The sequence below is a fragment of the Pseudoalteromonas sp. T1lg21 genome (assembly GCF_002964625.1).
Classification (GTDB): domain Bacteria; phylum Pseudomonadota; class Gammaproteobacteria; order Enterobacterales; family Alteromonadaceae; genus Pseudoalteromonas; species Pseudoalteromonas gelatinilytica.
Map to the genome: position 1 here is coordinate 1 of NZ_PQBX01000078.1, position 22,329 is coordinate 22,329.

Consider the following 22,329-nt stretch of genomic DNA (forward strand, 5'->3'; position numbering starts at 1 on the left):
ACCTAACTATCTAATATCAATGAAAAACCGGAACCCCCTTATAGGAAGTTCTAGCTGTTAAAAATTCGCGAGTTTTGCTTCGTATACAGGGTATTGCTCAAAGGACCCGTGAATATATTTTTTAATTGAGCAGATAAATTAATTACCATCTGAATCAGGCTGGCATAACAGCTGTGCATGATCGCTTTGTTGTAGCGCTTCCATTCTTGCACGATGGAACTCTCTATCATCTTCATGCTTACGCGCTTCACGTTCGTCACGCTTATGTTGAAACCACGCATTAACTAAGAATGTTAATGCTGCGAATATAATCCCCAGTAATATAGCCCACTCATTCAAGCTAAATATCCCTCCAGCTGCAGTGCCTAAGCTTGCGCTGTAGGTCGTTACACTGACGGCCTTTTGCATAGCTATATCACTTGTTTCTATTCGCATTGTTCCACTCTCGAGCTCTTAATAACTGCTCATTGCAGGTATCAATAACGGTCTCTAAATACACGGTGTACTGACTGTGGGATGTATTATCTCCAACAGCTTGAATACTAACCTCACAAGGTTTAATGAACTCGTTAGGCATCTGCACAAACTTATACTCAGTTTGTACGACTGTTTTGATTACAGGCTCTAGCTTTGGCATACTTGAACACGCTGATAACAGCGCTAGGCACACAGTCATTAGCCCAGTTCTTAGTTGTTTCATTAGTCGATAGCCTTAATGCATCAAGTTGTGAGTTAGTTGTTTGAAGCTTATTTTCGATAGAGGTAAGTTGTGCTAAGTGCTTTGCACGAATTTGTTCCAGTAAAGTGCGCTCTTTTAGTAATCTCTTATTTTGCTTCTCAGCATTCACTAAGTTGTTAGCCAGCATCTCAACCTGATTCTTATAGCTTTGAATAGTGCCGAGTAGCTGTTCGTTACTATCACGCGCTTCATCAAGCTCAGCGCTAACGCCCAAATATCGAAACACTGATATCGCAAGCATCACTCCCAAGCCTGAAAACAATACTTTGTTTAAACTAAACATCCCTAAGCTCGCTTAAGCATAACTGGCGCTCTGCTTCACGGCGCTTAATTAAGCCTGGTAACTTCTGGCCATCAGCGTAAACCCAACGCGATAACTCATTACACGCTTTCACTCGTTGGTCATTGTTCAAAAGTTTTAATAACGTGCTACTACGAAAGTTCCCAGCACCCACGTTGTAATGAAATGACAAGTAAGCAGCATGTTCGCTTGCTGACATCGATACGCTAACTGCTCTTAGCAGCTGCTTGTTATGTTCGCCTAAATCTTTAGCAAACAAACTTAAACATTCGCTCTCTGTGTAGTTCTTGCCAAGCTCAGCTGTCGCTGTGTGACCAAAGCAAGCGGTAACCACACCAACAGGATCGACATAGCCCGTTCTTGCCTCACCTTCAAACTGTGCAATCGTAACGCCTGCAAGCGCAAGTACACCGGTAACACCCGCGGCTAATAGCTTGTTTACTTTCATAAGGGCCTCAAACGAAAAAACCCGCTCAGGCAAAACCAAAGCGGGTCAACAACAGGAAGTGAGCTAAAACGCAGAAACAAAAAAGCCCAAGGTATTAACCTCGGGCTTTATGATGCAGCTTCGCTAAGCTTACATGAGCTAGTATAGATAGTGCGCGCGCAAAAGCAAATTAATTTTGTTGATTCGGCGCAGGAGGCCCTATCAAACTCGATTTTTTCGCTTGTCTAAATTCTATAAAAGCATCAATACTAAATCGGCTAGCCACAACAATTTGATCAACAGGAACAACTATCGAAAAGTCATTAATTGTAGTGTGTTCGTTCGTTGAGTTGGCAAATTCATAGCCCTCAGGAATAATATCATCCTCGTCATCGTCTTCTTCTGAGAAATGCTCTTCGTAATGTAAGAAGTAATTATTATTAAAAATTATTTTCTTTTCATCATTTACATAACCACTTAACAGCGGCAAAAGAGTTATAAACTTAATCTCACCCGATGCGAAATCAGGCGCTTCGGGTAAACCCACATATACCTTTCCACAGTCTAGTTCAAAGCGAATTGGTGTTACTTCGATTGTTGAGTTTACAACTAACATTTCTAAATCATTAGCAATCGAAGCTAAGGCCCCATATATTGTCTCTTTACTTGCGAACCACTTACAAAACAATATGTGTAAAGAGCAGTAAAAAAGAGCAATTAAAAAAATCGCAAACGCTTTAATCTCACCCCAGTTCGGGGTATTTTGCTCAATAAAGGTAAGTTTTGGTCTGTCTTCAACTCCATCTATCAATCTAGAGGGAAGATCAAGAAAATCGATGAGCAACCAAGTAGCAGCTGCTAATAAAAGAAAAACAACGCCAGATAGACCAGCTTTAAAATAGATATGATATCCAGAACTTCTAACTAAACGAAGTCGGCGGTAAGGATGATAGCTCTGATAAAAGTACCCTAGTATCAACACAACACCTAAAACTAAGGCACCCATAAAATCCTTTTTTTATTACTTTGCAGCGTTCTTGCTGTCGTCTAACTTTTTAAGCTTATCAATTTGAGCTTTAATCTTCGATTGAACAACTTCGTTCTTTAAGTTCAGGCTAACAATTCCATCTTTATCAATATTCACAGTTTCTAACTGTTCTTTCTTATATTGATTATTGCCTAGCAGTGAAAAAAACATATTACACTCCTCCATTAATTGCGGCGGCATTCTACACACATGTACAAAATTTGCTACCACAATTTAGTATTATCATGCTAATTCCCTTTATGCAAATTTTTTGAACCTGACCTTCTGTACTTTAATTGAATACAAAATAATTTAAGTAAAATATAAATTTTATGCTGCAGAGTTTATCAAAACACCTTGGGCCATCAGGTTTCCTTCAAGCCATGCAACTCCACTAAGCAATAATTGCCTTGCTTTCGTTTCACCCATATCAAGCTTTTTAGCAATCTGTCTGCAGCTCATTTTAGAACGATAACTCAACATAATAACCATCTTAGTTTTTGGTGCATACGAACCAAGTAATGCTATCGCTTGGTCAATTAATAAAGCCAAATCGTCATTAATCATGGCAATTTCATCATTCGATGCAGAACTAAGAGTTAAACCTAATCCTGCCTGTGACCATATCCCCCACTCACTAAGTAAATCGTCAATAGTAGTAACTAAATTCATAGTAAAGCCTTTTTAAATCTGTTGGTTACATCACTTTTCATAAGTGCTATCTATCTGCTTAATTTCTGGCTATGACGCTTTAAAAGCTTATTTTGTGAAGCGTCATTAAATGCGTCATAGTAAAAATCATCTACTTTTCATATGGTTAATATTACTTATGACACTTATGACACATATGACGCATAAAAAACACGTACATACGTGCGCGCGCGGGTGCATATATACGCGAGTGTTTCTGTCATAAGCGTCAAGCCCTTTAAAAATGGGAAATAAAGCGTCATAAGAAGCGTCATAATTAGTGTCATAAGCGTCATAGCTCATCCTCTGGTTTATACTTATCAAATTTACGGCATGACTCCTCAACCAGCTTCCTAAAATCAGGTTGGCCAAAATACTTAACCATTTCAGCAGTCAGAAAGACCCGAACGGTTTTAGGTGGGCTGTTTGCATAGGGATAGTTCATATTAAGCCTATGAGGTGTCATGCAGCGCTGTAACTCACTGCTAAAGAATCGTTGCGTACGTTTAAACTCACCATTTTTTTCGCACCACCTGCAAAAGTGTTTGTAAATTTCACTTGTCGTTGCAGTTATGTACGGTATATCAAGTTCGCCACCTTTCCAGAGCTTATGAAAATAAGCCGGTGAAGGCATACTTGCATCAATCAGCCCTTGCTTCTCATAATTCAAAGGTGGTTTCGTATGAGCATCAAAGCCGGTTAAATCTAAGTGCAGCATAAAATGCATAAAACAGGCGATACCATCATTGTCAATCTCATTAACCAAAGCATCAAAATAAGATTTACCTTCAACCTGATCACCATATAAAACCAAATATCGCCTATCTCCTTCATCAAGTTCTTGTGGAACTGTCGAATTAGAATTAAAAACTAAATTCATATGGTTAGATTCTTCATGCTCAGGTAAATTCTTTTCGTTTATTCGAAACGTCTTACCTGTAATAAGCTGTTTCAGCATCCCTTTGTGGTGGTTTCGTTCTTGCCTACTTACAACCTCTTCAGCAACAACAAATGACTTAGCACTTTTCCACCCAGTGAATTGACTTTCTAATTGGGCTTGGCCAATTGTGCCACCATGCTTACCATAAATAGGCTTTACCACTTCTTCCCAAATTATCGACTTACCCGTGCCCTCGGCTCCAAACATAACTATCGAAGAGGCCATCTTCGCACCAGGGTTTTGCAATGGATAAGCAATCCAATTGAGTAAAAAGTTAAATTCATCTTCACGTTTACGGCACATAAAATACAAGTGCTGTAAAATTAGCTCGCAACCTGCCTTACCCCGTTCATTGGGAGTAACAGCAAAGCCCTCAAATAAATTAACTTTGTCATCACCTAGATCTTTACCTGGCTCAAACGCAATTTCTTTCACTGTTTTTCGGCGGTCACTATCATTCCAATAGTTGTACTTATCCTTTCCTACCCCATGGCGTAAGTGTGAGAGCCTTATTTGAAGTTTATTGAGGTTATCCCAGCATGTATCTGTTCCCCACAAAAACCAAAAATTATCTAAGAGTACTTCGCGTGTGTAACGTCCATCAAAATCATACAACTCATTTTCTGGCAGTCGCTCTTCAGAGGGTGTGGGAGATTCATCATTCGCACTTGGCTTATTCACAACATGTGTGAGCTGATTTTTAACTTCACCTAGCCCAGCATTTACATGCAAATCATTCCAATCGTTTAATTCTTTACTAGCCATCATGCCGCCTTATCTATAACAGCAGAAAAGTCAGGCACAGCAACAAGGCCACTCACTGCAGCTGCTGCTTCTTGTGCTTTTGTAACACCTGGATTGCCCTTTGTATTAGCATCATCATCAGCACAAAATAAAAAGGTTTTATCAGGTAATTTTTCTTTTAGTGCTAATGCAACTGGCATTAGGTTATTTACATCAAGCGCCACCACACATGGCCAACCAGTCGCCATATGAATGCTCGCGCCCGTTGCATACCCTTCACAAATAGCCAAAATATTACAGCTACTAGCTTTACCAATAAAATGAAACAGCCCTGATTTACGGCCATGCTTTAAAAATAACTTGGTACCAGTATTGTTGATTACTTGGATGTTCCAAATCTGCTTATTAATATCAATGAGGGGAATGGCCAGACTGCCACGCTTGATATGTAAAAACGAAAAGTCCCTACCTTCATCTTCGCTAGGTAAAGTATCAAAGAAGGCTTTTATCTCTTTACCACCTTCAACTAACTCAGTAGTAAAGTTATCGCGAATAATCAAAATAAATGACTTTTTAAAACCTAACACCCCATAAGCATTTACTTTTTTATCGCTTAAGTACTTATTTGATTTTATCGGTATAGTGAAGTTTTCAATGATATATTTGGAAAAGTCGCTAATTACCCCATGCCAACGCTGGCGCGCTACTGCTTCTTCTGCTTCTTTCGCTTCGCGCTCTTTTGCTCGTTTAGCGTAATCAGCGTTGAGTTTGGCTTGTTGCTCAGCCGTCATAGGTTCACGGCTAAACGTAAAGCCCTTCTCTTTAGCCATGCCAATTACAGTACCAATCTTAACACCGCCACCGGCTTTTACACTGCGCCACATGCTTTTAACATCGTTTGGCTTATAACGCTCACCGCCAGCGCTCCACGAATCAAAAATATCAAAGCCTGTATCGGCAAACTCATTTTTAATGCCCATGGCAATCCTAACCCAGGTATCACGATCTAAATTTGGGTCAAGATACTGCAAAGCGTCTTGTACATCTTGTAGCGTTGCCTGCTGCATAATTAAAATTCCTGTTAAAAAACGCTTCCCTAAATTAGTATGTTTAGCGACCAAACCAACAAACTAAAATAAGGAAGCTGAATATGTCTGATTTATTAAATGTCGTCTGCAAAACTTGTGGAAGTAAAGAGTTTGAGTATCCAGCCGATCCGAAGGATGACGATCAAGTCACCTGTGTCGGTTGTAAAGGCGTGATAACGTATGGAGAACTTAATCGACAAATAGAAAATGAAATGGATAATTTTCTTGACGATATAACCAAAAATATTTTTAGGTAGTTTTTCCACGATAAAAACTGCACCATTTATCGCTTGTTGTAGTTCAGAGGTTTCAAGCGATACCTTAACTTTTAATGTATTAGAAGCTGCCATAAATCACCTGTATAAAAAAACATATATTCGTTTAGCTAAATTCCCAGCTATTGATTTACTAACCTACAAGCTCAACAACACAGGAATTAACTTGATGAGACCTATGAAACTAAGCAGCTTCTTTAAGCTGAGAAGCTTTGCATATCATTCGATATTCATCCGGTGGGTAAATGTCAGGACGCAATTCATGCCTAGGCACTCCACTGACTTTTTCGATAGGCAATACCATTTCAGCTGGTACTTTTTTATCTCTATTCAACCAAATTGAAATATGTGCTTGTTTTTTTCCTATTAACGAAGCTAAAGAAGATTGTCCTCCACAACTTTCAATTGCTTTTTTAAGACCAAGACAATTCATAATTTCGACCACCAAAATAACATTAGTTATAATGCTATCATAACTTTTGTTATTTGCAATACATAACATTTGTTATAGATAATAGTGACATGGAACTAAAAGACAGATTCAAACAAGCCAGAGAAGAAGCCAACCTGACTCAAGCAGAGCTAGGTGAATTAATTGGTGTATCTCAAGTAGCTGTTTTAAAAATTGAAAGTGGTCAAACCCGTCGCCCTCGAAATATTAATGATTTCGCAAGGGCCCTTGGTGTGCCTGTGAATTGGTTGATATATGGCGAAGATAAACCTGAGGTACTTAACCCTCTACGCACTACTGATCAATTAAAATCATTTAATACGGAAAGAAAATTAAACAACACTTCAAATGTATCTGAATTTATTGAACTAGATCCATGGGACAGTAAGACACCTTTAACAGAGGATGAAGTAGAAGTACCATTTTATATGGAAATTGAATTATCGGCTGGAAATGGTTCTGAAGTACAGCTAGAAACAACAGGTCCAAAGCTGCGTTTTTCTAAATCAACACTACGCAGACATGGCATTGATCCAACCCATACAGCATGTGTAAAAGTATCAGGCAACTCAATGGAGCCAGTCATACCAGATGGTGCTACCGTTGGTATAGATACAGCTAATACAATAATTAAAGATGGAGACATGTATGCTATTGACTGGGCTGGTGCGTTATTTGTTAAAACTCTTACTAGAAGGCCAGGTGGAGGGCTTCGAATTCGAAGCTTTAATACAGATGAATACCCAGATGAAAACTTAAATAGTGAAGAAGCCATGTCTGTAAGGGTAATAGGTAGAGTATTTTGGTATTCAGTAATAAGGTAAGTCGATTAGCACATATTAATTTTTTAATTAATAGAGGAGTTAAGTTCACATTAAATAACGATTTAAATCGTCTCGAAGTTTTTTCTCCTCAATATCTGAATATTTACACAAGCATAGACAGAATCCCGACATTAGCATTTATTAGTGCTTTAAACTTATTGGTGAATAAATACGGGGTAAAGAAAATACATGTGAATTTTGAAGATTTGTTAGGGTTGTCTGCAGCTGCTGCTGTTATGCTCTTTGCTGAAATTACAAACCTGCAACTAATAAAGAATTCACCAGATATTATTACTTTCACACTACCGGTTGAGCCAAATGCTAGAAAAGTATTCTCTGAATTTGATTTTTTTAAGGCCATTAAGCCTGGCACAAGAAAAAAGATTGACGCTTTACTGAAAAATGATTGTTTTTTCCAAACGGGAACTGAACCAGTGATACATGCAATCTCTGCCATAAACGCTCTCAAAAAGTCTGGTCTTAAAGTCATGACTTCAGAGGCTAGAATATTTCAAGCTAGTATCTTAGAAGCTATGTCCAATGTTAAACACCATAGCTATCCTGATTATTACTTAGATGAATTCAAAAGGTGGTGGCAATTTGCTTACTTTGACCAAAACTCATCATCATTACATTTTGTAGTTTATGATAAAGGTCAGGGCATTCCATTTACCATGAGAAATTTATGCTCAAGTAGTGATAATGACGGTAAGAAAATTGAACATGCGCTGACATATGGTGTCTCAAGTAAAGTAAATGAACCAGGTAGGGGCAGAGGTTCCAAAGAAATATTAAATACTTATTATCAAAACGATAATTCGAGTTTATTGATATACAGTGGTAAAGGCTTTTACTATATTGATAAAGAAGATGGGACAAAGATTGTCGATGAAGAGCCGATCCCTATCAGTGGTACAATTATAGAATGGCAAATACCTTACAAAGCAGGTTGAACATGTTAAAAATTATTGCAAAAGATTTTTCAAGAAGTCCTTTTGGCCGCTCTAAAGTTGACAGCAAACATAATGGAACAAAATTTAGAGAATTGTTCCTAAAAGGCTGGATTGAAGAAAGCATTAAAGATGGGAAGAAGTTGACATTAGACTTTAACGGTCTAGATATTCCTATGACTTCATCTTTTATGGAAGAGTCATTTGGTGGGTTAATTAGGTTTGGACACTTCAAGAAAGAGACAGTTTTAGAAGTTTTAGATTTCAAGTCTAAGGACGAAACTTATGTAGAAGAAATTCTTTTTTACATTAACGACGCTAAATATGACCCTGATGCTGAAATGTATGAAATGTAATTTATATGGAAAATTTATTACCTGTACTAATTAGTGTAATTTGCTCTGTTTTAATAGCCATCACAGGGTGGCTTATATTATTCAGAAATGCAAAAAGGCTGGCTTCAAGATCCGAGACTTACTCAATAGTCAATAATATCAATGACTTACTTTCAGATATAAAGAATGCAAGCGATGAGTTTTGGTTAAAAGAAGAGAATAATGACTCTCCAATTATTTATGATACATATGTTGGCTTAAAACTACGCGACATTCAGGAACTAATTAAAATCATAAAAATCAGACACCTACCTATCTCTGATTACAAAACAAGTATTTTCCAAATTAGAATGGCTTGTACTTTAAATAGTACTAAAGCTTCTAATATGAGCTCTTCACAAGATAGAGCACAAATACTTAGGGGAATATATGCTGTCATATCAGTTTGTGAGACAGGCGTTTATGAGTCTTTCAGCAAACAATATCCTCCTATAAAATAATTATAGTGGTGTCTTAACACCACTATAACCCTTTCACTCAGAGTTTAATTCACCATTTCTTCAAGTACTAGCTTCAATGAGCTGGGGCCAAATATTTCATCTCATCACCTTAAAAAGTTTAACTTTAGAATACAACCGCAATACAAAGCTTCAATCTTAATCCTTTAAAAAACAAAAATATAACTTTATTTATGCAAATAAAATAACTTTTGTTATTTACAAGATGATTTTCAGGTGTACACTTAATAACATAAGTTATACAAGAGATGTGTTAAGTGAATACTATCCGTACAAAAACAGGCTTTCAACTAGATGATATGCACGTAAGTACAAAGCCTTACTCTCGCTTACCTGCACAACAAGCGCGTACGCTACTTCTCGTAGCAAAAGGCCTAACACAAAAGTCAATTGCTGAATCATTGGGTGTAAAGCCCAGCACAGTTCGCCAAGCCTGTAATGAACTCAGCTTCAAATTTAACACCCATTCAATGCGCCAAACGGTACACCAAGCAATTAAGCAAGGTGTGTTGCGTTACACCATGTGCCTAGTGCTTGTGTTGTTAAGTGCAACCAATAGTGACGTTGAGCGCAGTTATCGAACGATTCGGGTTACCCGAACTGTTCGCACCACCCGTTTACGCCGACTGCGTGAACGGCAAAACGACTTACTAGCAGCCTAAGGCCAAGGAGAGTGAATATGACCAAAGTATTTATATTCCCAACAGCACGCAATAACGCAGCAACAGCCCCGTTATTACACAAGCTAAAACAAGCTCAAAAGGTTAGCCCTTTTGAATTGGTGATCCCAAATTTAAAAGCGGCTAATAACCCGCCGCCAGAGCCACCGCCACAAGCGGCTTAAAGCAAGGTTTCACAGTTCGCTGGTACGCACTTGCCCAACAAAACCAGCCGAGTGGTTGCCGTAAGCAACTAAAACAACACAACAGGAAAAGGAAAAAGCTATGTTAAACGTATTCACATCACTGGTGATCAACCAGCTCAAACAACGCATTAATTTCATGAACCAACGCATGCATGGTGAAGAGCTACGTATTTACGAGTCAGGTACCAAATACTGCTTAATCATTTTATTTGATATCAACAACCAAGTAGTGCTTGGTTCAATCGCCTTAAACGCGAGCGCCCGCCGTGATTTATGCATGACTAAAGCCTTTTTAAGCCTGATTGAGAACACACGCATCCCAAAAGCAGTTTTGGCAGCATGAAACCGCTTAAAAAAGCCTTATCAGCAATGCTTTTCATCACGTTATTAATCGCATTGCTGATTTTTGAACAGAACCTAGAGAACTGGGTATAACAACACAGGAAGAAATCAATGCAAGAATTACACGCACTTGTTGACAAAAAAGTCGCTGACTTGATTCAAAGTGGCGAAATTGAGAAGTCTATTGAATTAGGAATTGAGAAATCAATCAACGAATCAATACGTCGCCAATTTGAGTCATATGGCAATATCACTAAGCAGCTAAACGAATTGCTCGATGACAAGTTAAAAATCAATGCATCACAATTAGATATACCTACTTACAACGATGTAATGCTAAAAGCTATTGAACAAAAAATTAGTGAGTTTTTTGAAAGTAAAGCTGCCTCCAAACTCATGGAAGGCATGAACAAGCTATTCGCCCCACTGCCTGAATCAATGGATATTCACGAATTCATAAACAAAATAGTAGCGCACTGGAAAGCAGAAGATCACTACGACATAGATAACACCGATGAATACGCAACAGTTGAACTTAAAAAGAATGACAGCGTACTGGGTGGTTACAATTTACAAATTTGGAAACAGCTTGAATCTGGTTATTACTCAAAATCAAAAAACTGCTCTGAAGTAAGTTTGTACATCGGTGAGGGCGGTGATATCAGGCTTCGACACACATGGAACCCTACCATTCTTCACGACGAAGATAGCCTAATTATTAAAGCTTACGCTTCCTCAATGGTCATTACTGGTTTAGCTGACTTTGATGAAGACCTCTTAGAACTTCGCTTACACCCAGATACTGATTGGTAAGCAGTAGTTTCTGACAGCTCATTTAAAAAGTGGGCTGAATTGAAGTTATTACAACACCAGGATAAATACCATGAGTAATCACCCTTTATCAGTCGTAGATGCAATCGATACTTTAGTTGCGGCTTATAACCAAGAAGTTGCTGAGTTTGACCAAATGGTTGAAAACGAACAGCAGCTACAAATACAAAATGACAAGCTTACTGCTTTGGTAAAAGACTATGAGCAAGGTGCTGCAGTTGTACTTAAAAATGCAAAAAGTGCCGATCAACAGCTGGCGCAAGCACAAAGAGAACGCGATCAAGCATTAGCTAAAGTAAAAGACTTAACGATTACGCTAACCTCGTATAAAGAAATAGCCGGCACACCTAAAAAGCTACGCGACAAAATAAAAAGCTACAAAGACAAGCTAGAGAGCCAGCGCTTAGCGACTGAGCAACAAAAGCGCCTTTATCAAAGCGAACGCAAAACAACGAGCCAGCTTAAAACCGAAATAAGAGAACTTAAGAATCGTTTAGCTGCCGCTGACATAGTGCAAATCTACCGTGGCGATACCGACATTGTACAAACCTACCCGTATCACATTGGTGGCATGGTCGAAGGCCATGATGCTAGGCAAACCCCACTACTCTACCTACACCAAAGTGGTCGTGGTGGTTTAATCATCCTCAACAAAGATGATGAAGCCGAATTAGTCGAAGCCCCCAAAGGCGGCTTACGCCCTAAAAAAGACACCTTAGAACTCTGTGGTAACTGGTTACGCCGCGTTAAAGCCAACAACTGGGAACTAACAGCCACAGACCTACTTACGTTAAGTAATGAAGATGAACAGCTTTGAGCAAGCCACGCTTGAAACCCTGGTCAGCTTTAAAGCCAAAGACCAAAAAGAGATCAGCCGCTTACTAACTAGCAAAAAGCTTCAAAAAGAAGCCTGCCAACTGGTTAAAAAGTGGAACGAGAAACGTCAACAACTGGGCTTAGTCCCTTGGACATAGCAGAAAGCGATGCACAAATTTAAACGCAACTGTGTAGCCCAACAAAGGGCCCGCATACGTCAATATTATCAACGTAAGAACCAGGCTGAAAAACAAAAGGAGGCATCATGGCCAAAAGCAAAGTACAAATAACAGCCGGCGATGTATTCAACAATTGGACAGTGCTATCTGAGGAAGCATGTGGCCAATACTATTTATGTCGCTGTGTTTGTGGCACTGAGCGTTCAGTTAAAAAAGGTAACTTAGGCAGAGTACTTGGTTGTGGCTGTGTTCGTAAGCCTTATAAAAAACGAAACGCTACACCTAAAACCAAAAATAAGCCAATCACAGTGAGTATCCCAAAGCAAACTTCACCTAAGAAAGACGCTCCGCGAGCAGTTCCTTATAGCGAACGTCAAAAATCAGCACGAGAAAAGTTAGAAGAACGATTAGACGATTACCGACTTGAGCGGGAACTCAGTGAGCTTTGGGCTGCATAATGGCTAATTTAATCACCATGCCAAAGGCCTGTATTAGCTGTCAGGCATATAAGCACATTGGTAAGGCAGACGATATATACTGCCCTCACATAGATAGATACGGCCAGCAGCAAACTAAAACTCGCTATGGCCAATGCCAAGTACACAAAACCCAAGTGTTCATCACAGAGCTTTGTAACCAATATCAGCAAGAGCCATTTATAGAAGTGGTTGATGCTGATAATAGGCCTGAGGCTAAACAGCCAAGGCAAGAACGACTCTTATTTTGAGGTAAAACTATGGCTAAGAAAGTAATTACTATTTTAGAAGAGGCCGATGGCGTAATTATTGAAATTCGCACCAATGGCCGTCGCGTAAAATATGAGTGTGAAGACCTAGACGAAGCATTAGAAACACTTCCCCACTTAGACGAACTGCAAGAGGTGCCAAATGAAGAAGCCTAAATTAATGAAAGCCCGTTGCTGGGCTAAAATGTATTTCCATGAAGACTCACTACCTAGCTATAACTCTCTGCGAGATTGGGTAGCAACTGGATATGTTCAAGGAGAGTTAGTGGGGCCTGGTCAACAAGTGTATATTTATGATGATCAGCAACCTGGCACTAACGCGAAAGCAAAAGAAATAGCATTAAAACTAGCAGCGAATAGCTAACATGGCACCAAGAAAACGTCTGAACAAAAACCGTGACCTGCCGCCGTTTTTATATTTTGTTAAAAACGCCGGCTATCAACTTAAACTTGTTAATGGTAAGCGTAAAATCGTCAGTCAAAATAGAACTGAAGCTATCATTATAGCCAATGAGTACAACCGTATTAAGCGAAGTAATTCTAAGCTGGATGAACTGCTTACAGGCACTGGCTCTCAAGGTGGTTTAAACCTAATAGTTGACTCTATTATTGAGCGAATGACTGCCGACAAATCCCCAGGTAATAATTTACTGTCTACCTGGACTAATGATGCCGAACGTATGAAAAGTTATTTCACGATGCCAGGCGAAGATATCACGCTAAGTGATGTTACCGAATACATGGAGCACTATCATAAAGGTGCAAGTAACAACGTGTATAACCGAAAACTCAGCTTTTTAGAACTAGTCTTCGATTATGCAAAAGACAGCGGGCATATGACAAACAACCCCGCCGCTCTTAAAATCAAAAAACCCAGCGAGCGTAAAAAACGTAAAGCGTTAGATGTTGATGCATTCGAAAAAATACGTGCAGCTGCCCCATTATGGCTCAGAACTGCAATGGATTTAACCATGCAAACTACACATGCAGTTTTAGAAATATCACGTATTGAATATAAATTAAGAAAAGCAGAGCCTGGGCGCTGTGGTTGTATTTGGTATAAAAAACCACAACAAGACCAATTTGGTACCATTTATGGTGAACTAGCTATTCACCGCCAGAAAACACATAAAAGCGAAGCTTCGCATGTGATCATCCCAATCAACGAAACTATTAAAGCAATTATCGACAACAGCCGCGATAGAATTGTTTCGCCTTATGTTGTACACAGGCTACCAAAGAAAAATTCAAACCCTACTAGCGCTTTGGTAAATCACATAACCCAAATAGTTAGCAAAAACATAAGCACAGAGTTTTCGAAAGTAAGAGACAAGCTAGGTGTTTATAATCATCTAAAGCCTGAAGAGCGCCCCACTTACCACGAAATACGCGGTTTATCTGCAAGGCTAATAAAAGCCCAAGGCTGGGATCCACAAACACGAATGGGCCACTCAGACAGTAAATCAACCAAAGTGTATACCGAATTTGGTAAACAAGTTGAATGGGTGCAAGTGCCTAACTTGACGGTGAGTTGGTTTTAAATGATATAAATCAATACAAATAGTTCTTGTAGAAAAATCATGTAATATAATTAACCGCCTAAATTTACTTAAGATTAAAAGGTGCTATATTCAAGGAGTTTATATAAATGGAATTTAGAAATGAAAAAAAATATATTATTTACTGCTTCACTTTTAGCTCTTAGCGCTTGCGCGAATACTTCACCACAAAAAGTAGCTACTTCCCAAAGTTCTAACCTTACGAACCAAAAGCCTGCAACATCAGCTTTTGTTTATACGCCTGGCGATAGAGAAGAATTTGTCTTTGGTGAAATGTTAGAGGGTTTACAAAAATTTGGTTATGGGGACCTTTGTTTCAAGATGCCAACAAGATCATATGCTAACGATTGTATATTGAACAAACTCCCTTACGAGAAATATGTCGGAAAAAGAGGGTATTATACAGATCGCAAACCTTTTATTGACTACTCTGGCTATGTAGCAAAAGAAGCTATCCTTGAAACTGGAGAAACTATATATTTAGTCACCTCGAACAAATTTAAACATGTAGGCGATAAGATAATCTCACTAGCCGAACATGAAAAAATTAGCAATTTTCAACCTGTGCCAATTTACGAAGGTTCTTCCGTCTTATTAACTGGTTATAGTAAGATTTCTAAAGGTTATTTAAATGTTAGTAGCCAAAACAAACATAGTTATAATGAGACACAAATAAAGAAAATCAGAGATATCGCTAGTAGATACCCTAAAAATGGGCAAAAAATAGCTGACTTACTATCCACATTAAAAATTGACTACGATGATTTCGAAGGCAGAACTGTAGTTTCATGGATGCCTTATAACAACCCTAAATCTTATTTATCGATAAAGTTCATTTTTAAAGACTCTGGAGAAGTTTACCCTTTTGTGGAAGTATTATACAAAGCTGATGATTGGCTCTTTATTGATGAGTACTCAATATCTGCAGATGGTTACAGATGGGATAGCTCTAAAAGAACCTTTGACCGAGACAATTCTGGAGGGACTATTTGGGAGTGGGACACAGATTCATTAAATGATGAATATATAAAGGTCTTATCTAAAATGGCTAATGCTAAAAGCTCTAAAATTAGATTTCGCGGTCGCCAATACTACGCTGATTATGAACTAACAAGCTCTCAAAAATCTGAATTGGCAAGCCTTATAGAATTAGCTAACTTAACAAAGTGACAGCATCCTACGTTTACTAAACAAGTTAAATACTATAAGACCCGACGAAAACTCTAAATGCTATCTATATTTGATAGCATTAAGTCAAGGCATTCTATATGAACTATGAGGGTTTATTTGCATTTATGGTTTAAATTCCATACAAGGCTTATGAAGTCTTATACTCCTTGTAACAACACCCTCTAAACAAAAATCATCCTCTGGTGAAACATACACCGGTTTAAATTCATCAGAGGCTGATAACAACAATCGGTTGTCTTTATCTATAATCTTACATACAAAACATCCGTTGTAGCTTGCAACAACAATATCACCGGTACTAGCATCCACCGCCCTATCAACTAAAAGTAAGTCACCATCATATATTCCTACTCCCTGCATAGACTGTCCTGAGGCCATTCCAATAAAGGTAGCATCAGGATGCTTAATTAAGAGCTGATCAAGCGACAGCCCGAGCTCCTTGTATTGAGCTGCAGGAGATTCAAAGCCTGTAATACCAGCTTCGATATAAATAGGGATAACGAACATAAGTAACAAAACCACGACACTGTTTATATATACAGTATAGTGAAAAGTTTGATTGTCGGAAAGTGAATTTTGAAATGGCTTGAACTTAGACTTACAAAATTAGATTTTCTAATATGTTGTTTAGGAAGGGCTTTATAAAAAAGCTGAGAATTGTATTTGTAATAAGCACTCTAACCGCTTGATTTTACAAAAGTATAAAAATGAGAAAAAATGCACTTTTGACTGTATAAAAAAACAGTAGTTAGTTTGTAATATTACATATTTTCAATAGGTTAACTTAATTTTGAAGAAAATCATGGGGTGTCAGGGGTCGCAGGTTCAAATCCTGCTATGCCGACCATTTTTCTCCACCCTACTCAATAAGTTACTGAACTTATCTATTTATTTTATCGCACCTTAACTCTGCATTCCTTTATTTATATCGCACATTTATCGCACCATATTTATCTAAATTTATTTTCTCTTTTTTAGGTTAGATTAGGTGTTGATTGGGGGGGATATATAGGAAGACAGCTAATGGCACCTTAAATAATCCAACTTTCCCTAAGTAGTATTCATAGACTCGTCAAACGAACTGCCTTGTAAATTACCCACTGTACAAAACAAATAGCCCTATATTTTTTCATTTATAAAAACATCGTTTCGCAATAGCTTCTTCAAGTTAGATAACTGAAATGAATTTTCAGTTTTGACTTGATGAACAATTGTTTGCTTAGTTCCTAAAAATGTAGGGTGATCAGATGGAACAGGATTCATTAGTGCTAATAAATTTGGGTTTTGGAGGTGGATATGGGCAATCAATCCATTCATATAGAATCGGTACACTTCCCAACCGTTAAAGCTTAATTTTATTGGAACAAAGTTATGTGTGGGTCCCAAGCCAGTTAATTGAATCAAAATAATAGGAAATACGCTCAACTTATCATCCATTTCCCCTATAATTATTCTTCGCAATATTTCTATTTGCTCCTTTGACAAAGTTACACCAACAAATTCTGGCAAAGATGAAACCGCAGCTCTCCACAATAAACTTAAAAAGAATTTTCTAATTTTTAATGGTTCATTAAAGTTAACAATTGTGAGTTCATTGATTAAGTCTGTAGCAGGTTTTCTGAGTTTGTCACTCGACCAAAGCAAGCCTTGAGCTCTTAATTCATCTATTGCATAAGAATCAATTTCGGATAAGTAGTCTTCTCCTTCTCTTATTACTATAGATTTATCATACCAACTATCAGCCCTTTTTATGAGCCGAACTGTTGTAGAACCTGCTGCTGGTTGCAGAAACTTATTTCCTGCCTTGCTTGGTCTAGTCAAAGATTTTGGTATTATATGGGATTTAACAAACTTTCCTTTTTTACCTGTCAGTAAACATAAACCCACCCTAACTCTCCTTATTAATCAATTCCTACTAATTTCTTATACACAGACTGATAAAAATTACAAAATGAAAGGCTCTTATAAGCATTTAACGCAGAGAATATGCTCAATACTTAGGATTCCGTAGCTCATAATAAGAATTACTAAACCGAGCGATACTTTTATAAACCCATTCAGAAATTTCTTTTGTACTAAGTAAATCAGCAATCCAACTTGAGCAGTCATCATCTAGCCAAGTTGCTTTACTTGAAATTCCTAGTTGCTTCATTAATCCCTTTATTTTTTTATTCGGAGCTTCATCTCTACCAAAAAAAGCTCCTTTATAATGAACAAGTTCGTTTCTTAAACTAATTATTAGCTCAATAGATTGAAATGGTTCAACTGCATTGTTCCATTCAATACCGTTTGTTCTCAACGCAACTAGATCCCACTTCTCCTGTACGTTAAGTTTTTTCTGTAAATTTTGTACAGCCCGCCATGCTTCACCTTCTGGACCACCTTCATCATGACAAATTACAGCTATTGAGATTTCTTCATTTATTTTTGCTTCTAAATAACTTGCAGCATTAATAATACAGGATGTATTAAATATAATTACATCTTGAGACTTTTCAGAAGTATTGGCTAACTCCGAAAACTTTTTGCAACCAGCTAGAAAATCGGCAGAGAAGCAATGCATCGAAGACTTTATTAATTTACCACCACAAGAATTATCTGCTTGTTCTTTTAGTTCAGAACTCATCTAAATCCTTCTTTAACAGTTAAGTCCAAGTATTTAATATTCAAAGAAATAATAACCTTATAAAAGGCCACTTAAAAATAACATCTTAACATATAATTAATTAATCAAATTATTCTCTTCCAACAGATAAAAAAACGTTACAGTAAACGCCTCTTTGAGCGCAGTTTTATAAACGCTCATAAAATAAGTTCGAATAAACCATTAATTGAATTACGTGTTAAAATTCTAATTTTCCCAAATCCAAATGTACCCTGTGTTGAATAGCTATATTCAAATAACAGCATGTCTTCCGTGCCATTACCGTTGAAGTCAGCTCTTGCAACCTCAATCAGCTGTTGACCCATACCTCCTTGTTCTTCAATGCACAGCATATTTTGTTTAAGCCTTTTAATAGCAATCGTACCGTCATCGACTTTGCTTTGATAGGTAGTACAATGTTGCGTTTCCAGCGGTGGTTCACCTAAGACCGGAAAAAAAGAAAATGGAATCAAATGTAAATCGACGATCCCTACTCTCGGTTCATTAATAAAACTATATTCTGCTATTTTTGCATTTTGAAGAAAGCTGAGTAGCCCACATTGATGCTCAAAAGTTGCGGACATTTTAATATCTATACTCGTCCTAGGGTAATACTCTGATTTAATCGCAGCAACATATTCCTTGCACGTACAAACATGCACTTTTTCATTATGTTCGTTTGTTAGTATGAGTTCACAGGCATGATTGTTTTGACCTAACAGTACCTTTCGGCTCATAAGATTATCTATATCAGCCTTAACTACAGTTTTAACGTCCTCTGCATCCAATAATTGAAGACCTTCTATTAGAGTAAATATTTCTTGAGGGTGCTCACTGTAATCTTCGAGTATTCTGGCAACTTCGGAGGGTAACAATTCACCGCATTCTAGACATTGTTGCAACAAGACTAACGCCTTTCCACGGTTTTTCCGCTTATCAATATTTTCTAGATTCTTCAGTATTTCACTCTTCACGCTTTTAGCTATACCAAGGAAAAAGTGTATGCGCGCCAAATCGAAAACGCGTGAACCTTTCTGAAGATTAGCACCTGCGCGACAAGGTAAAAGGTTTTCATATCCGTTGATGTCGAAATCTTCCGTCAATTTCAGCATTGACTTCAGTCTCTTTATTTCGACAGGATCATCTATAAGGTGCTCAGGGATTATGTGGTCAATATGAAAATCGCTGAAATCGATAAGCTCCCTTGTGTAGGCACACTTCTTTTTATGTGCAAGCCAAATAGCCTCTCGTTGGAAAGCTGTAAATTTTTGAGTGGACATTACAGAGTTATTCCTGATCCCCCTACAAAGGGGCTAAAATAGTTAGCAGATATATTTAGCAAAGCGAAACAGGACCAATATAAGCAATTCTACTTTAGTTGCTTATTAGCTCGATACTTTCCTGGAAATTCTAAGTCCTCAAACAGAGACTGCAAACATCTATCAATTTTTTCTATCGCTGATTCATACGTGCCCGCCGCACCTTGAATAATAGCAGCAGGAGGCTCATCACTATGTAAAGCCAATTCCATGCTACACAAACTGGATAATGTTCTAGTCAAATTACTTAAAGCAGCTCTAGAATTTTGCGATAGAAAAACAAAGTCTTCTTGCTCGATTTCATGGATTTTTGTAATGTGGAATAAAATTGATTTACCCACTTCAGGTCCTAATGAGTTTAAATTAGGGTGAAATTCACTAACCCGCCCGTAAGTACCATAACAAGCTTCGCAATATTTCTTAAACTCAACAAGTTGCGATTGTAATTTTTTAAATACTCTTATTTTTTCACCAAATAGTAAATCGTTCTTTTTTTGATAAAAAGCTAATTCAGCTTTTAAATGCTCAACCCTATTTACATATTCAGATTTCACTTCTTCAACTTTTCTTGTAATTAAATCAACGTCCTCTTTAGTTGCTAAGTTTTTACCTTTTTCGGAACTATAAGACTTAAGGAACTTATTAAAGAAACTTAAAGCTCCTATGGCCAAGAGAATTAATACTTGTAACCCAATAATAATCTCATTCATCATCGTTTATTTCTAAGCCTAGAAAGCTAACACTCATTTTATATAAGAGTTACGAAGTAGCATACTTTAGAAAACTGATTAACACCACAGCAGATTCATCTCCCATATTTACACTTAAGAAAACCAATACCTCTTTACTGTTCGCAGCCCCAATCCTATGTGTTCCGCGACTTGCTTCTGAGTCGGTTTTTTGCCTGTTTCTTTTGTTATCTCTTCAATTGCTTTCACCACAACCTCATTAGAATTACTTCGCTTTTTAGAAGCCGTACATTTGGCTGCTTTACTCTGCCTTTGCCTTATTTCATCCATTGATAGCTTAACATTGGGCTTCGCACACAAATATTCAGGGCAATAGCCAAGTAAGTCTTCTAGATATTCACCTAGTGTGTCTTTTTTGTATTTGTAGATAGTGCTTTTTGCCGTTTTTGTCAGTCCGTTTAACTCTTCAAGTGAAAAGCCTATCAGCTCATCATTGATTCTTTCCAGCTTTTCAAATGCTGTCTCTTTATTTAAATGCTGAAAGGCAACAAATAGGATGAAAGCTGTTTTATCACGTTTGCCTTTAGGCACCTTTCCTAACTTTCGAAAATGAATTTGGATAGTGTTTATACACTTTAGCCACCAATCCTTGATGTTGTGCCCGTAACGCCTCTGAATCTGTTGTTTGGCTTCATTGCTTTTAGGTTTAAATGGCAAACTAACAACTCTGGACTCTTTTTTGATTTTTAATTCATCTCTTAATGGCTCCAAGTTTAGGTAATTTAGTAGCTTTTCAAATTGATACTTTGGCCCGCCACTAAAAAACCTTGCTTGTAAGCCTGTGCGTCCATGAACAGAGCCTGGTATGCGCAAATTTCCATAAGCTCTTTTTGATGCAGTACTATCAATATGCCAAAAAGAATTTATGTTTTTTAAACTCTCAATAAATGTGTTTGCTACCACCTTCCACAATTCTTTATTAACTTCTGAAGCTTCTACAGGGTCATATATCCAATATAAATGAATCCCACCAGATCCAGAGCAAACATAACCTGTAAAGGGTGGTAATTTTTTCTTTATTAACACTTGAAGAACCCTTTCAATCAAGTCATGCTCAAACTCTCGTACTCTTCTCACGTCAACTTTTTCAGTGACATCAATATCAATCCAATTAGCCCTAAGGAGCGCTAAATTTATAGCTTTTGGCCAGCAGTAAAACTCGTTTGGACTATAGTAATTATTAACCGCTTCGCTTTTGCAGTTTAATACTCCTTGAACATACCTCGTTGTTTTACTCTTAAAAGTCTTTAAATCTGTATTCTTATTGGACTTTCGGTTTCCTAATAAAAATATTTTTGTACCTGATTCATGATTATTACTGAAAAGTGCCCTGACATATCTAGGTGAATGAAAATCGATTAAGTCATAAAAGTCTTTTGGCGAAGCAATAGCGTACTTTGGCCACGACAAAGGTGGCCTTTCTTTTAAGGCAAGCATATAATTTGAAGATGCAAAGTGCGGTTGGGGTATCGCCGGTCAAGCTGCCCCTTTCGCCTTCCTTACATCTTCACCCCTTCAAAACGAGCTAGCCATTGCTCAACCGTTTCCCGAATGAACAAACGAGATTTGCCTAACTTTATTGAAGGTGGCGCTAAACGCTGTATTTGATAGCTTTCTGGATTTTCACCAGCTTCTATTGCTTTAAATTGAGCACTAATTCGGTTGTGGATTGTGCGAGGTGATAATTGTAGTAACTCAGCTAAGTCTTTAACTGAAATAGTTTGAGATGATGACATGACAGCCCTCCAATACGTTTAATGGAGCGAAGGGCATTGTTCAT

General features: G+C 37.8%; 33 protein-coding genes. 17 read left to right on the forward strand and 16 right to left on the reverse strand.

Going from position 1 to position 22,329, the window contains the following annotated elements:
- Positions 1-138 precede the first annotated feature (138 nt).
- From C2M25_RS20790 to C2M25_RS20820, 8 genes are all read right to left on the reverse strand, one after another.
- Complete coding sequence (locus C2M25_RS20790) at positions 139-435, reverse strand: HP1 family phage holin (RefSeq protein WP_105182020.1); 297 nt, start codon at positions 433-435, stop codon at positions 139-141.
- Positions 436-593: 158 nt separating this feature from the next.
- A complete protein-coding gene (locus C2M25_RS20795) occupies positions 594-1,022 on the reverse strand; it encodes a hypothetical protein (RefSeq protein ID WP_105182021.1) in 429 nt (142 codons plus the stop codon).
- Positions 1,015-1,488 (reverse strand): lysozyme, encoded by a 474-nt coding sequence (locus C2M25_RS20800; protein ID WP_105182022.1) that lies wholly within the window; start codon positions 1,486-1,488, stop codon positions 1,015-1,017. The genes C2M25_RS20795 and C2M25_RS20800 overlap by 8 nt, the downstream gene beginning before the upstream one ends.
- A 169-nt stretch (positions 1,489-1,657) precedes the next feature.
- Positions 1,658-2,473: a hypothetical protein gene (locus tag C2M25_RS20805; RefSeq protein WP_105182023.1), complete on the reverse strand. Its 816-nt coding sequence runs from the start codon at positions 2,471-2,473 to the stop codon at positions 1,658-1,660.
- A 15-nt stretch (positions 2,474-2,488) separates the two neighbouring features.
- Complete coding sequence (locus tag C2M25_RS21775; protein WP_158679758.1) at positions 2,489-2,665, reverse strand: hypothetical protein; 177 nt, start codon at positions 2,663-2,665, stop codon at positions 2,489-2,491.
- Positions 2,666-2,824: 159 nt separating this feature from the next.
- Positions 2,825-3,166, reverse strand: a complete 342-nt coding sequence (locus C2M25_RS20810) for an antiterminator Q family protein (RefSeq protein WP_105182024.1) — start codon at positions 3,164-3,166, stop codon at positions 2,825-2,827.
- Between the two features lie 310 nt (positions 3,167-3,476).
- Positions 3,477-4,889 (reverse strand): primase-helicase family protein, encoded by a 1,413-nt coding sequence (locus C2M25_RS20815; RefSeq protein ID WP_105182025.1) that lies wholly within the window; start codon positions 4,887-4,889, stop codon positions 3,477-3,479.
- The gene (locus C2M25_RS20820; protein WP_105182026.1) at positions 4,889-5,935 is read right to left on the reverse strand and encodes a PriCT-2 domain-containing protein; all 1,047 of its coding nucleotides are present in this window, start codon (positions 5,933-5,935) and stop codon (positions 4,889-4,891) included. Before C2M25_RS20820 ends, C2M25_RS20815 begins: the two co-directional genes overlap by 1 nt.
- Before the next feature lie 83 nt (positions 5,936-6,018).
- Here C2M25_RS20820 and C2M25_RS22330 point away from each other — a divergent pair, with 83 nt between their 5' ends.
- Positions 6,019-6,213: an ECs_2282 family putative zinc-binding protein gene (locus tag C2M25_RS22330; RefSeq protein WP_105182027.1), complete on the forward strand. Its 195-nt coding sequence runs from the start codon at positions 6,019-6,021 to the stop codon at positions 6,211-6,213.
- Between the two features lie 202 nt (positions 6,214-6,415).
- Here the strand turns inward: C2M25_RS22330 and C2M25_RS20830 are convergent, their stop codons facing one another.
- The gene (locus tag C2M25_RS20830; RefSeq protein ID WP_105182028.1) at positions 6,416-6,664 is read right to left on the reverse strand and encodes a transcriptional regulator; all 249 of its coding nucleotides are present in this window, start codon (positions 6,662-6,664) and stop codon (positions 6,416-6,418) included.
- Positions 6,665-6,753: 89 nt separating this feature from the next.
- On the opposite strand from C2M25_RS20830, the gene C2M25_RS20835 reads away from it, so the two are divergent.
- The 16 genes from C2M25_RS20835 to C2M25_RS20895 all read left to right on the forward strand — a co-directional run bounded on the left by C2M25_RS20835 (position 6,754) and on the right by C2M25_RS20895 (position 15,816).
- Positions 6,754-7,506: an XRE family transcriptional regulator gene (locus C2M25_RS20835; protein WP_105182029.1), complete on the forward strand. Its 753-nt coding sequence runs from the start codon at positions 6,754-6,756 to the stop codon at positions 7,504-7,506.
- Positions 7,485-8,459, forward strand: coding sequence for a hypothetical protein (locus C2M25_RS20840; protein WP_105182030.1), 975 nt, complete (start codon positions 7,485-7,487; stop codon positions 8,457-8,459). The genes C2M25_RS20835 and C2M25_RS20840 overlap by 22 nt, the downstream gene beginning before the upstream one ends.
- A gap of 2 nt (positions 8,460-8,461) precedes the next feature.
- Entirely contained in the window at positions 8,462-8,812 is a 351-nt protein-coding gene (locus tag C2M25_RS20845) for an STAS-like domain-containing protein (RefSeq protein ID WP_158679761.1), read from the forward strand.
- Between the two features lie 5 nt (positions 8,813-8,817).
- Positions 8,818-9,291 carry a hypothetical protein gene (locus C2M25_RS20850; protein ID WP_105182032.1) on the forward strand — a complete coding sequence of 158 codons (474 nt, stop codon included), beginning with the start codon at positions 8,818-8,820 and terminating at the stop codon, positions 9,289-9,291.
- A gap of 275 nt (positions 9,292-9,566) precedes the next feature.
- The gene (locus tag C2M25_RS20855; protein WP_105182033.1) at positions 9,567-9,971 is read left to right on the forward strand and encodes a helix-turn-helix transcriptional regulator; all 405 of its coding nucleotides are present in this window, start codon (positions 9,567-9,569) and stop codon (positions 9,969-9,971) included.
- 17 nt (positions 9,972-9,988) lie between these two features.
- On the forward strand, positions 9,989-10,153 hold the full coding sequence (locus C2M25_RS21785; protein WP_158679763.1) for a hypothetical protein: 165 nt from the start codon (positions 9,989-9,991) through the stop codon (positions 10,151-10,153).
- A gap of 100 nt (positions 10,154-10,253) precedes the next feature.
- On the forward strand, positions 10,254-10,517 hold the full coding sequence (locus C2M25_RS20860; RefSeq protein WP_105182034.1) for a hypothetical protein: 264 nt from the start codon (positions 10,254-10,256) through the stop codon (positions 10,515-10,517).
- A 110-nt stretch (positions 10,518-10,627) separates the two neighbouring features.
- Positions 10,628-11,329: a hypothetical protein gene (locus C2M25_RS20865; protein ID WP_105182035.1), complete on the forward strand. Its 702-nt coding sequence runs from the start codon at positions 10,628-10,630 to the stop codon at positions 11,327-11,329.
- A gap of 70 nt (positions 11,330-11,399) precedes the next feature.
- Entirely contained in the window at positions 11,400-12,164 is a 765-nt protein-coding gene (locus tag C2M25_RS20870; protein ID WP_105182036.1) for a hypothetical protein, read from the forward strand.
- On the forward strand, positions 12,151-12,321 hold the full coding sequence (locus C2M25_RS21790; RefSeq protein WP_158679765.1) for a hypothetical protein: 171 nt from the start codon (positions 12,151-12,153) through the stop codon (positions 12,319-12,321). The genes C2M25_RS20870 and C2M25_RS21790 overlap by 14 nt, the downstream gene beginning before the upstream one ends.
- 107 nt (positions 12,322-12,428) lie before the next feature.
- Positions 12,429-12,800 (forward strand): hypothetical protein, encoded by a 372-nt coding sequence (locus tag C2M25_RS20875; RefSeq protein ID WP_105182037.1) that lies wholly within the window; start codon positions 12,429-12,431, stop codon positions 12,798-12,800.
- Positions 12,800-13,069: a hypothetical protein gene (locus tag C2M25_RS20880; protein WP_105182038.1), complete on the forward strand. Its 270-nt coding sequence runs from the start codon at positions 12,800-12,802 to the stop codon at positions 13,067-13,069. Before C2M25_RS20875 ends, C2M25_RS20880 begins: the two co-directional genes overlap by 1 nt.
- 9 nt (positions 13,070-13,078) lie before the next feature.
- Entirely contained in the window at positions 13,079-13,243 is a 165-nt protein-coding gene (locus tag C2M25_RS21795) for a hypothetical protein (RefSeq protein ID WP_158679767.1), read from the forward strand.
- Positions 13,230-13,451 carry a hypothetical protein gene (locus tag C2M25_RS20885; RefSeq protein WP_105182039.1) on the forward strand — a complete coding sequence of 74 codons (222 nt, stop codon included), beginning with the start codon at positions 13,230-13,232 and terminating at the stop codon, positions 13,449-13,451. The genes C2M25_RS21795 and C2M25_RS20885 overlap by 14 nt, the downstream gene beginning before the upstream one ends.
- A 1-nt stretch (position 13,452) precedes the next feature.
- Entirely contained in the window at positions 13,453-14,628 is a 1,176-nt protein-coding gene (locus C2M25_RS22140; RefSeq protein WP_105182040.1) for a tyrosine-type recombinase/integrase, read from the forward strand.
- Positions 14,629-14,748: 120 nt separating this feature from the next.
- Positions 14,749-15,816: a hypothetical protein gene (locus C2M25_RS20895; protein WP_105182041.1), complete on the forward strand. Its 1,068-nt coding sequence runs from the start codon at positions 14,749-14,751 to the stop codon at positions 15,814-15,816.
- 123 nt (positions 15,817-15,939) lie between these two features.
- On the opposite strand, the gene C2M25_RS20900 is transcribed toward C2M25_RS20895, so the two are convergent.
- The 7 genes from C2M25_RS20900 to C2M25_RS20930 all read right to left on the reverse strand — a co-directional run bounded on the left by C2M25_RS20900 (position 15,940) and on the right by C2M25_RS20930 (position 22,285).
- Entirely contained in the window at positions 15,940-16,344 is a 405-nt protein-coding gene (locus C2M25_RS20900; protein WP_105182063.1) for a LexA family protein, read from the reverse strand.
- Positions 16,345-16,956: 612 nt separating this feature from the next.
- The gene (locus C2M25_RS20905) at positions 16,957-17,724 is read right to left on the reverse strand and encodes a hypothetical protein (RefSeq protein ID WP_105182042.1); all 768 of its coding nucleotides are present in this window, start codon (positions 17,722-17,724) and stop codon (positions 16,957-16,959) included.
- Positions 17,725-17,827: 103 nt separating this feature from the next.
- Positions 17,828-18,463, reverse strand: a complete 636-nt coding sequence (locus C2M25_RS20910; protein ID WP_105182043.1) for a hypothetical protein — start codon at positions 18,461-18,463, stop codon at positions 17,828-17,830.
- Positions 18,464-18,639: 176 nt separating this feature from the next.
- Complete coding sequence (locus C2M25_RS20915; RefSeq protein WP_105182044.1) at positions 18,640-19,761, reverse strand: HNH endonuclease domain-containing protein; 1,122 nt, start codon at positions 19,759-19,761, stop codon at positions 18,640-18,642.
- A gap of 89 nt (positions 19,762-19,850) precedes the next feature.
- Positions 19,851-20,513: a hypothetical protein gene (locus C2M25_RS20920; protein WP_105182045.1), complete on the reverse strand. Its 663-nt coding sequence runs from the start codon at positions 20,511-20,513 to the stop codon at positions 19,851-19,853.
- 111 nt (positions 20,514-20,624) lie between these two features.
- Complete coding sequence (locus tag C2M25_RS20925) at positions 20,625-21,986, reverse strand: hypothetical protein (protein ID WP_105182046.1); 1,362 nt, start codon at positions 21,984-21,986, stop codon at positions 20,625-20,627.
- A gap of 62 nt (positions 21,987-22,048) precedes the next feature.
- Entirely contained in the window at positions 22,049-22,285 is a 237-nt protein-coding gene (locus C2M25_RS20930) for a helix-turn-helix domain-containing protein (RefSeq protein WP_063704702.1), read from the reverse strand.
- Positions 22,286-22,329 lie beyond the last annotated feature (44 nt).

Excerpts from the sequence above, each read along its gene's own strand:
- C2M25_RS20895 (WP_105182041.1), top strand. The coding sequence starts at position 14,749 with ATGAAAAAAAATATATTATTTACTGCTTCACTTTTAGCTCTTAGCGCT.
- C2M25_RS21785 (WP_158679763.1), top strand. The coding sequence starts at position 9,989 with ATGACCAAAGTATTTATATTCCCAACAGCACGCAATAACGCAGCAACA.
- C2M25_RS20925 (WP_105182046.1), bottom strand. The coding sequence starts at position 21,986 with ATGCTTGCCTTAAAAGAAAGGCCACCTTTGTCGTGGCCAAAGTACGCT.
- C2M25_RS20865 (WP_105182035.1), top strand. The coding sequence starts at position 10,628 with ATGCAAGAATTACACGCACTTGTTGACAAAAAAGTCGCTGACTTGATT.
- C2M25_RS22330 (WP_105182027.1), top strand. The coding sequence starts at position 6,019 with ATGTCTGATTTATTAAATGTCGTCTGCAAAACTTGTGGAAGTAAAGAG.
- C2M25_RS20920 (WP_105182045.1), bottom strand. The coding sequence starts at position 20,513 with ATGATGAATGAGATTATTATTGGGTTACAAGTATTAATTCTCTTGGCC.
- C2M25_RS20795 (WP_105182021.1), bottom strand. The coding sequence starts at position 1,022 with ATGTTTAGTTTAAACAAAGTATTGTTTTCAGGCTTGGGAGTGATGCTT.
- C2M25_RS20790 (WP_105182020.1), bottom strand. The coding sequence starts at position 435 with ATGCGAATAGAAACAAGTGATATAGCTATGCAAAAGGCCGTCAGTGTA.
- C2M25_RS20860 (WP_105182034.1), top strand. The coding sequence starts at position 10,254 with ATGTTAAACGTATTCACATCACTGGTGATCAACCAGCTCAAACAACGC.
- C2M25_RS20810 (WP_105182024.1), bottom strand. The coding sequence starts at position 3,166 with ATGAATTTAGTTACTACTATTGACGATTTACTTAGTGAGTGGGGGATA.
- C2M25_RS20885 (WP_105182039.1), top strand. The coding sequence starts at position 13,230 with ATGAAGAAGCCTAAATTAATGAAAGCCCGTTGCTGGGCTAAAATGTAT.
- C2M25_RS20835 (WP_105182029.1), top strand. The coding sequence starts at position 6,754 with ATGGAACTAAAAGACAGATTCAAACAAGCCAGAGAAGAAGCCAACCTG.
- C2M25_RS21790 (WP_158679765.1), top strand. The coding sequence starts at position 12,151 with ATGAACAGCTTTGAGCAAGCCACGCTTGAAACCCTGGTCAGCTTTAAA.
- C2M25_RS20900 (WP_105182063.1), bottom strand. The coding sequence starts at position 16,344 with ATGTTCGTTATCCCTATTTATATCGAAGCTGGTATTACAGGCTTTGAA.
- C2M25_RS20800 (WP_105182022.1), bottom strand. The coding sequence starts at position 1,488 with ATGAAAGTAAACAAGCTATTAGCCGCGGGTGTTACCGGTGTACTTGCG.
- C2M25_RS20830 (WP_105182028.1), bottom strand. The coding sequence starts at position 6,664 with ATGAATTGTCTTGGTCTTAAAAAAGCAATTGAAAGTTGTGGAGGACAA.
- C2M25_RS20845 (WP_158679761.1), top strand. The coding sequence starts at position 8,462 with ATGTTAAAAATTATTGCAAAAGATTTTTCAAGAAGTCCTTTTGGCCGC.
- C2M25_RS20875 (WP_105182037.1), top strand. The coding sequence starts at position 12,429 with ATGGCCAAAAGCAAAGTACAAATAACAGCCGGCGATGTATTCAACAAT.
- C2M25_RS20915 (WP_105182044.1), bottom strand. The coding sequence starts at position 19,761 with ATGTCCACTCAAAAATTTACAGCTTTCCAACGAGAGGCTATTTGGCTT.
- C2M25_RS20910 (WP_105182043.1), bottom strand. The coding sequence starts at position 18,463 with ATGAGTTCTGAACTAAAAGAACAAGCAGATAATTCTTGTGGTGGTAAA.
- C2M25_RS20820 (WP_105182026.1), bottom strand. The coding sequence starts at position 5,935 with ATGCAGCAGGCAACGCTACAAGATGTACAAGACGCTTTGCAGTATCTT.
- C2M25_RS21795 (WP_158679767.1), top strand. The coding sequence starts at position 13,079 with ATGGCTAAGAAAGTAATTACTATTTTAGAAGAGGCCGATGGCGTAATT.
- C2M25_RS20870 (WP_105182036.1), top strand. The coding sequence starts at position 11,400 with ATGAGTAATCACCCTTTATCAGTCGTAGATGCAATCGATACTTTAGTT.
- C2M25_RS20930 (WP_063704702.1), bottom strand. The coding sequence starts at position 22,285 with ATGTCATCATCTCAAACTATTTCAGTTAAAGACTTAGCTGAGTTACTA.
- C2M25_RS22140 (WP_105182040.1), top strand. The coding sequence starts at position 13,453 with ATGGCACCAAGAAAACGTCTGAACAAAAACCGTGACCTGCCGCCGTTT.
- C2M25_RS20880 (WP_105182038.1), top strand. The coding sequence starts at position 12,800 with ATGGCTAATTTAATCACCATGCCAAAGGCCTGTATTAGCTGTCAGGCA.
- C2M25_RS20815 (WP_105182025.1), bottom strand. The coding sequence starts at position 4,889 with ATGGCTAGTAAAGAATTAAACGATTGGAATGATTTGCATGTAAATGCT.
- C2M25_RS20805 (WP_105182023.1), bottom strand. The coding sequence starts at position 2,473 with ATGGGTGCCTTAGTTTTAGGTGTTGTGTTGATACTAGGGTACTTTTAT.
- C2M25_RS20850 (WP_105182032.1), top strand. The coding sequence starts at position 8,818 with ATGGAAAATTTATTACCTGTACTAATTAGTGTAATTTGCTCTGTTTTA.
- C2M25_RS21775 (WP_158679758.1), bottom strand. The coding sequence starts at position 2,665 with ATGTTTTTTTCACTGCTAGGCAATAATCAATATAAGAAAGAACAGTTA.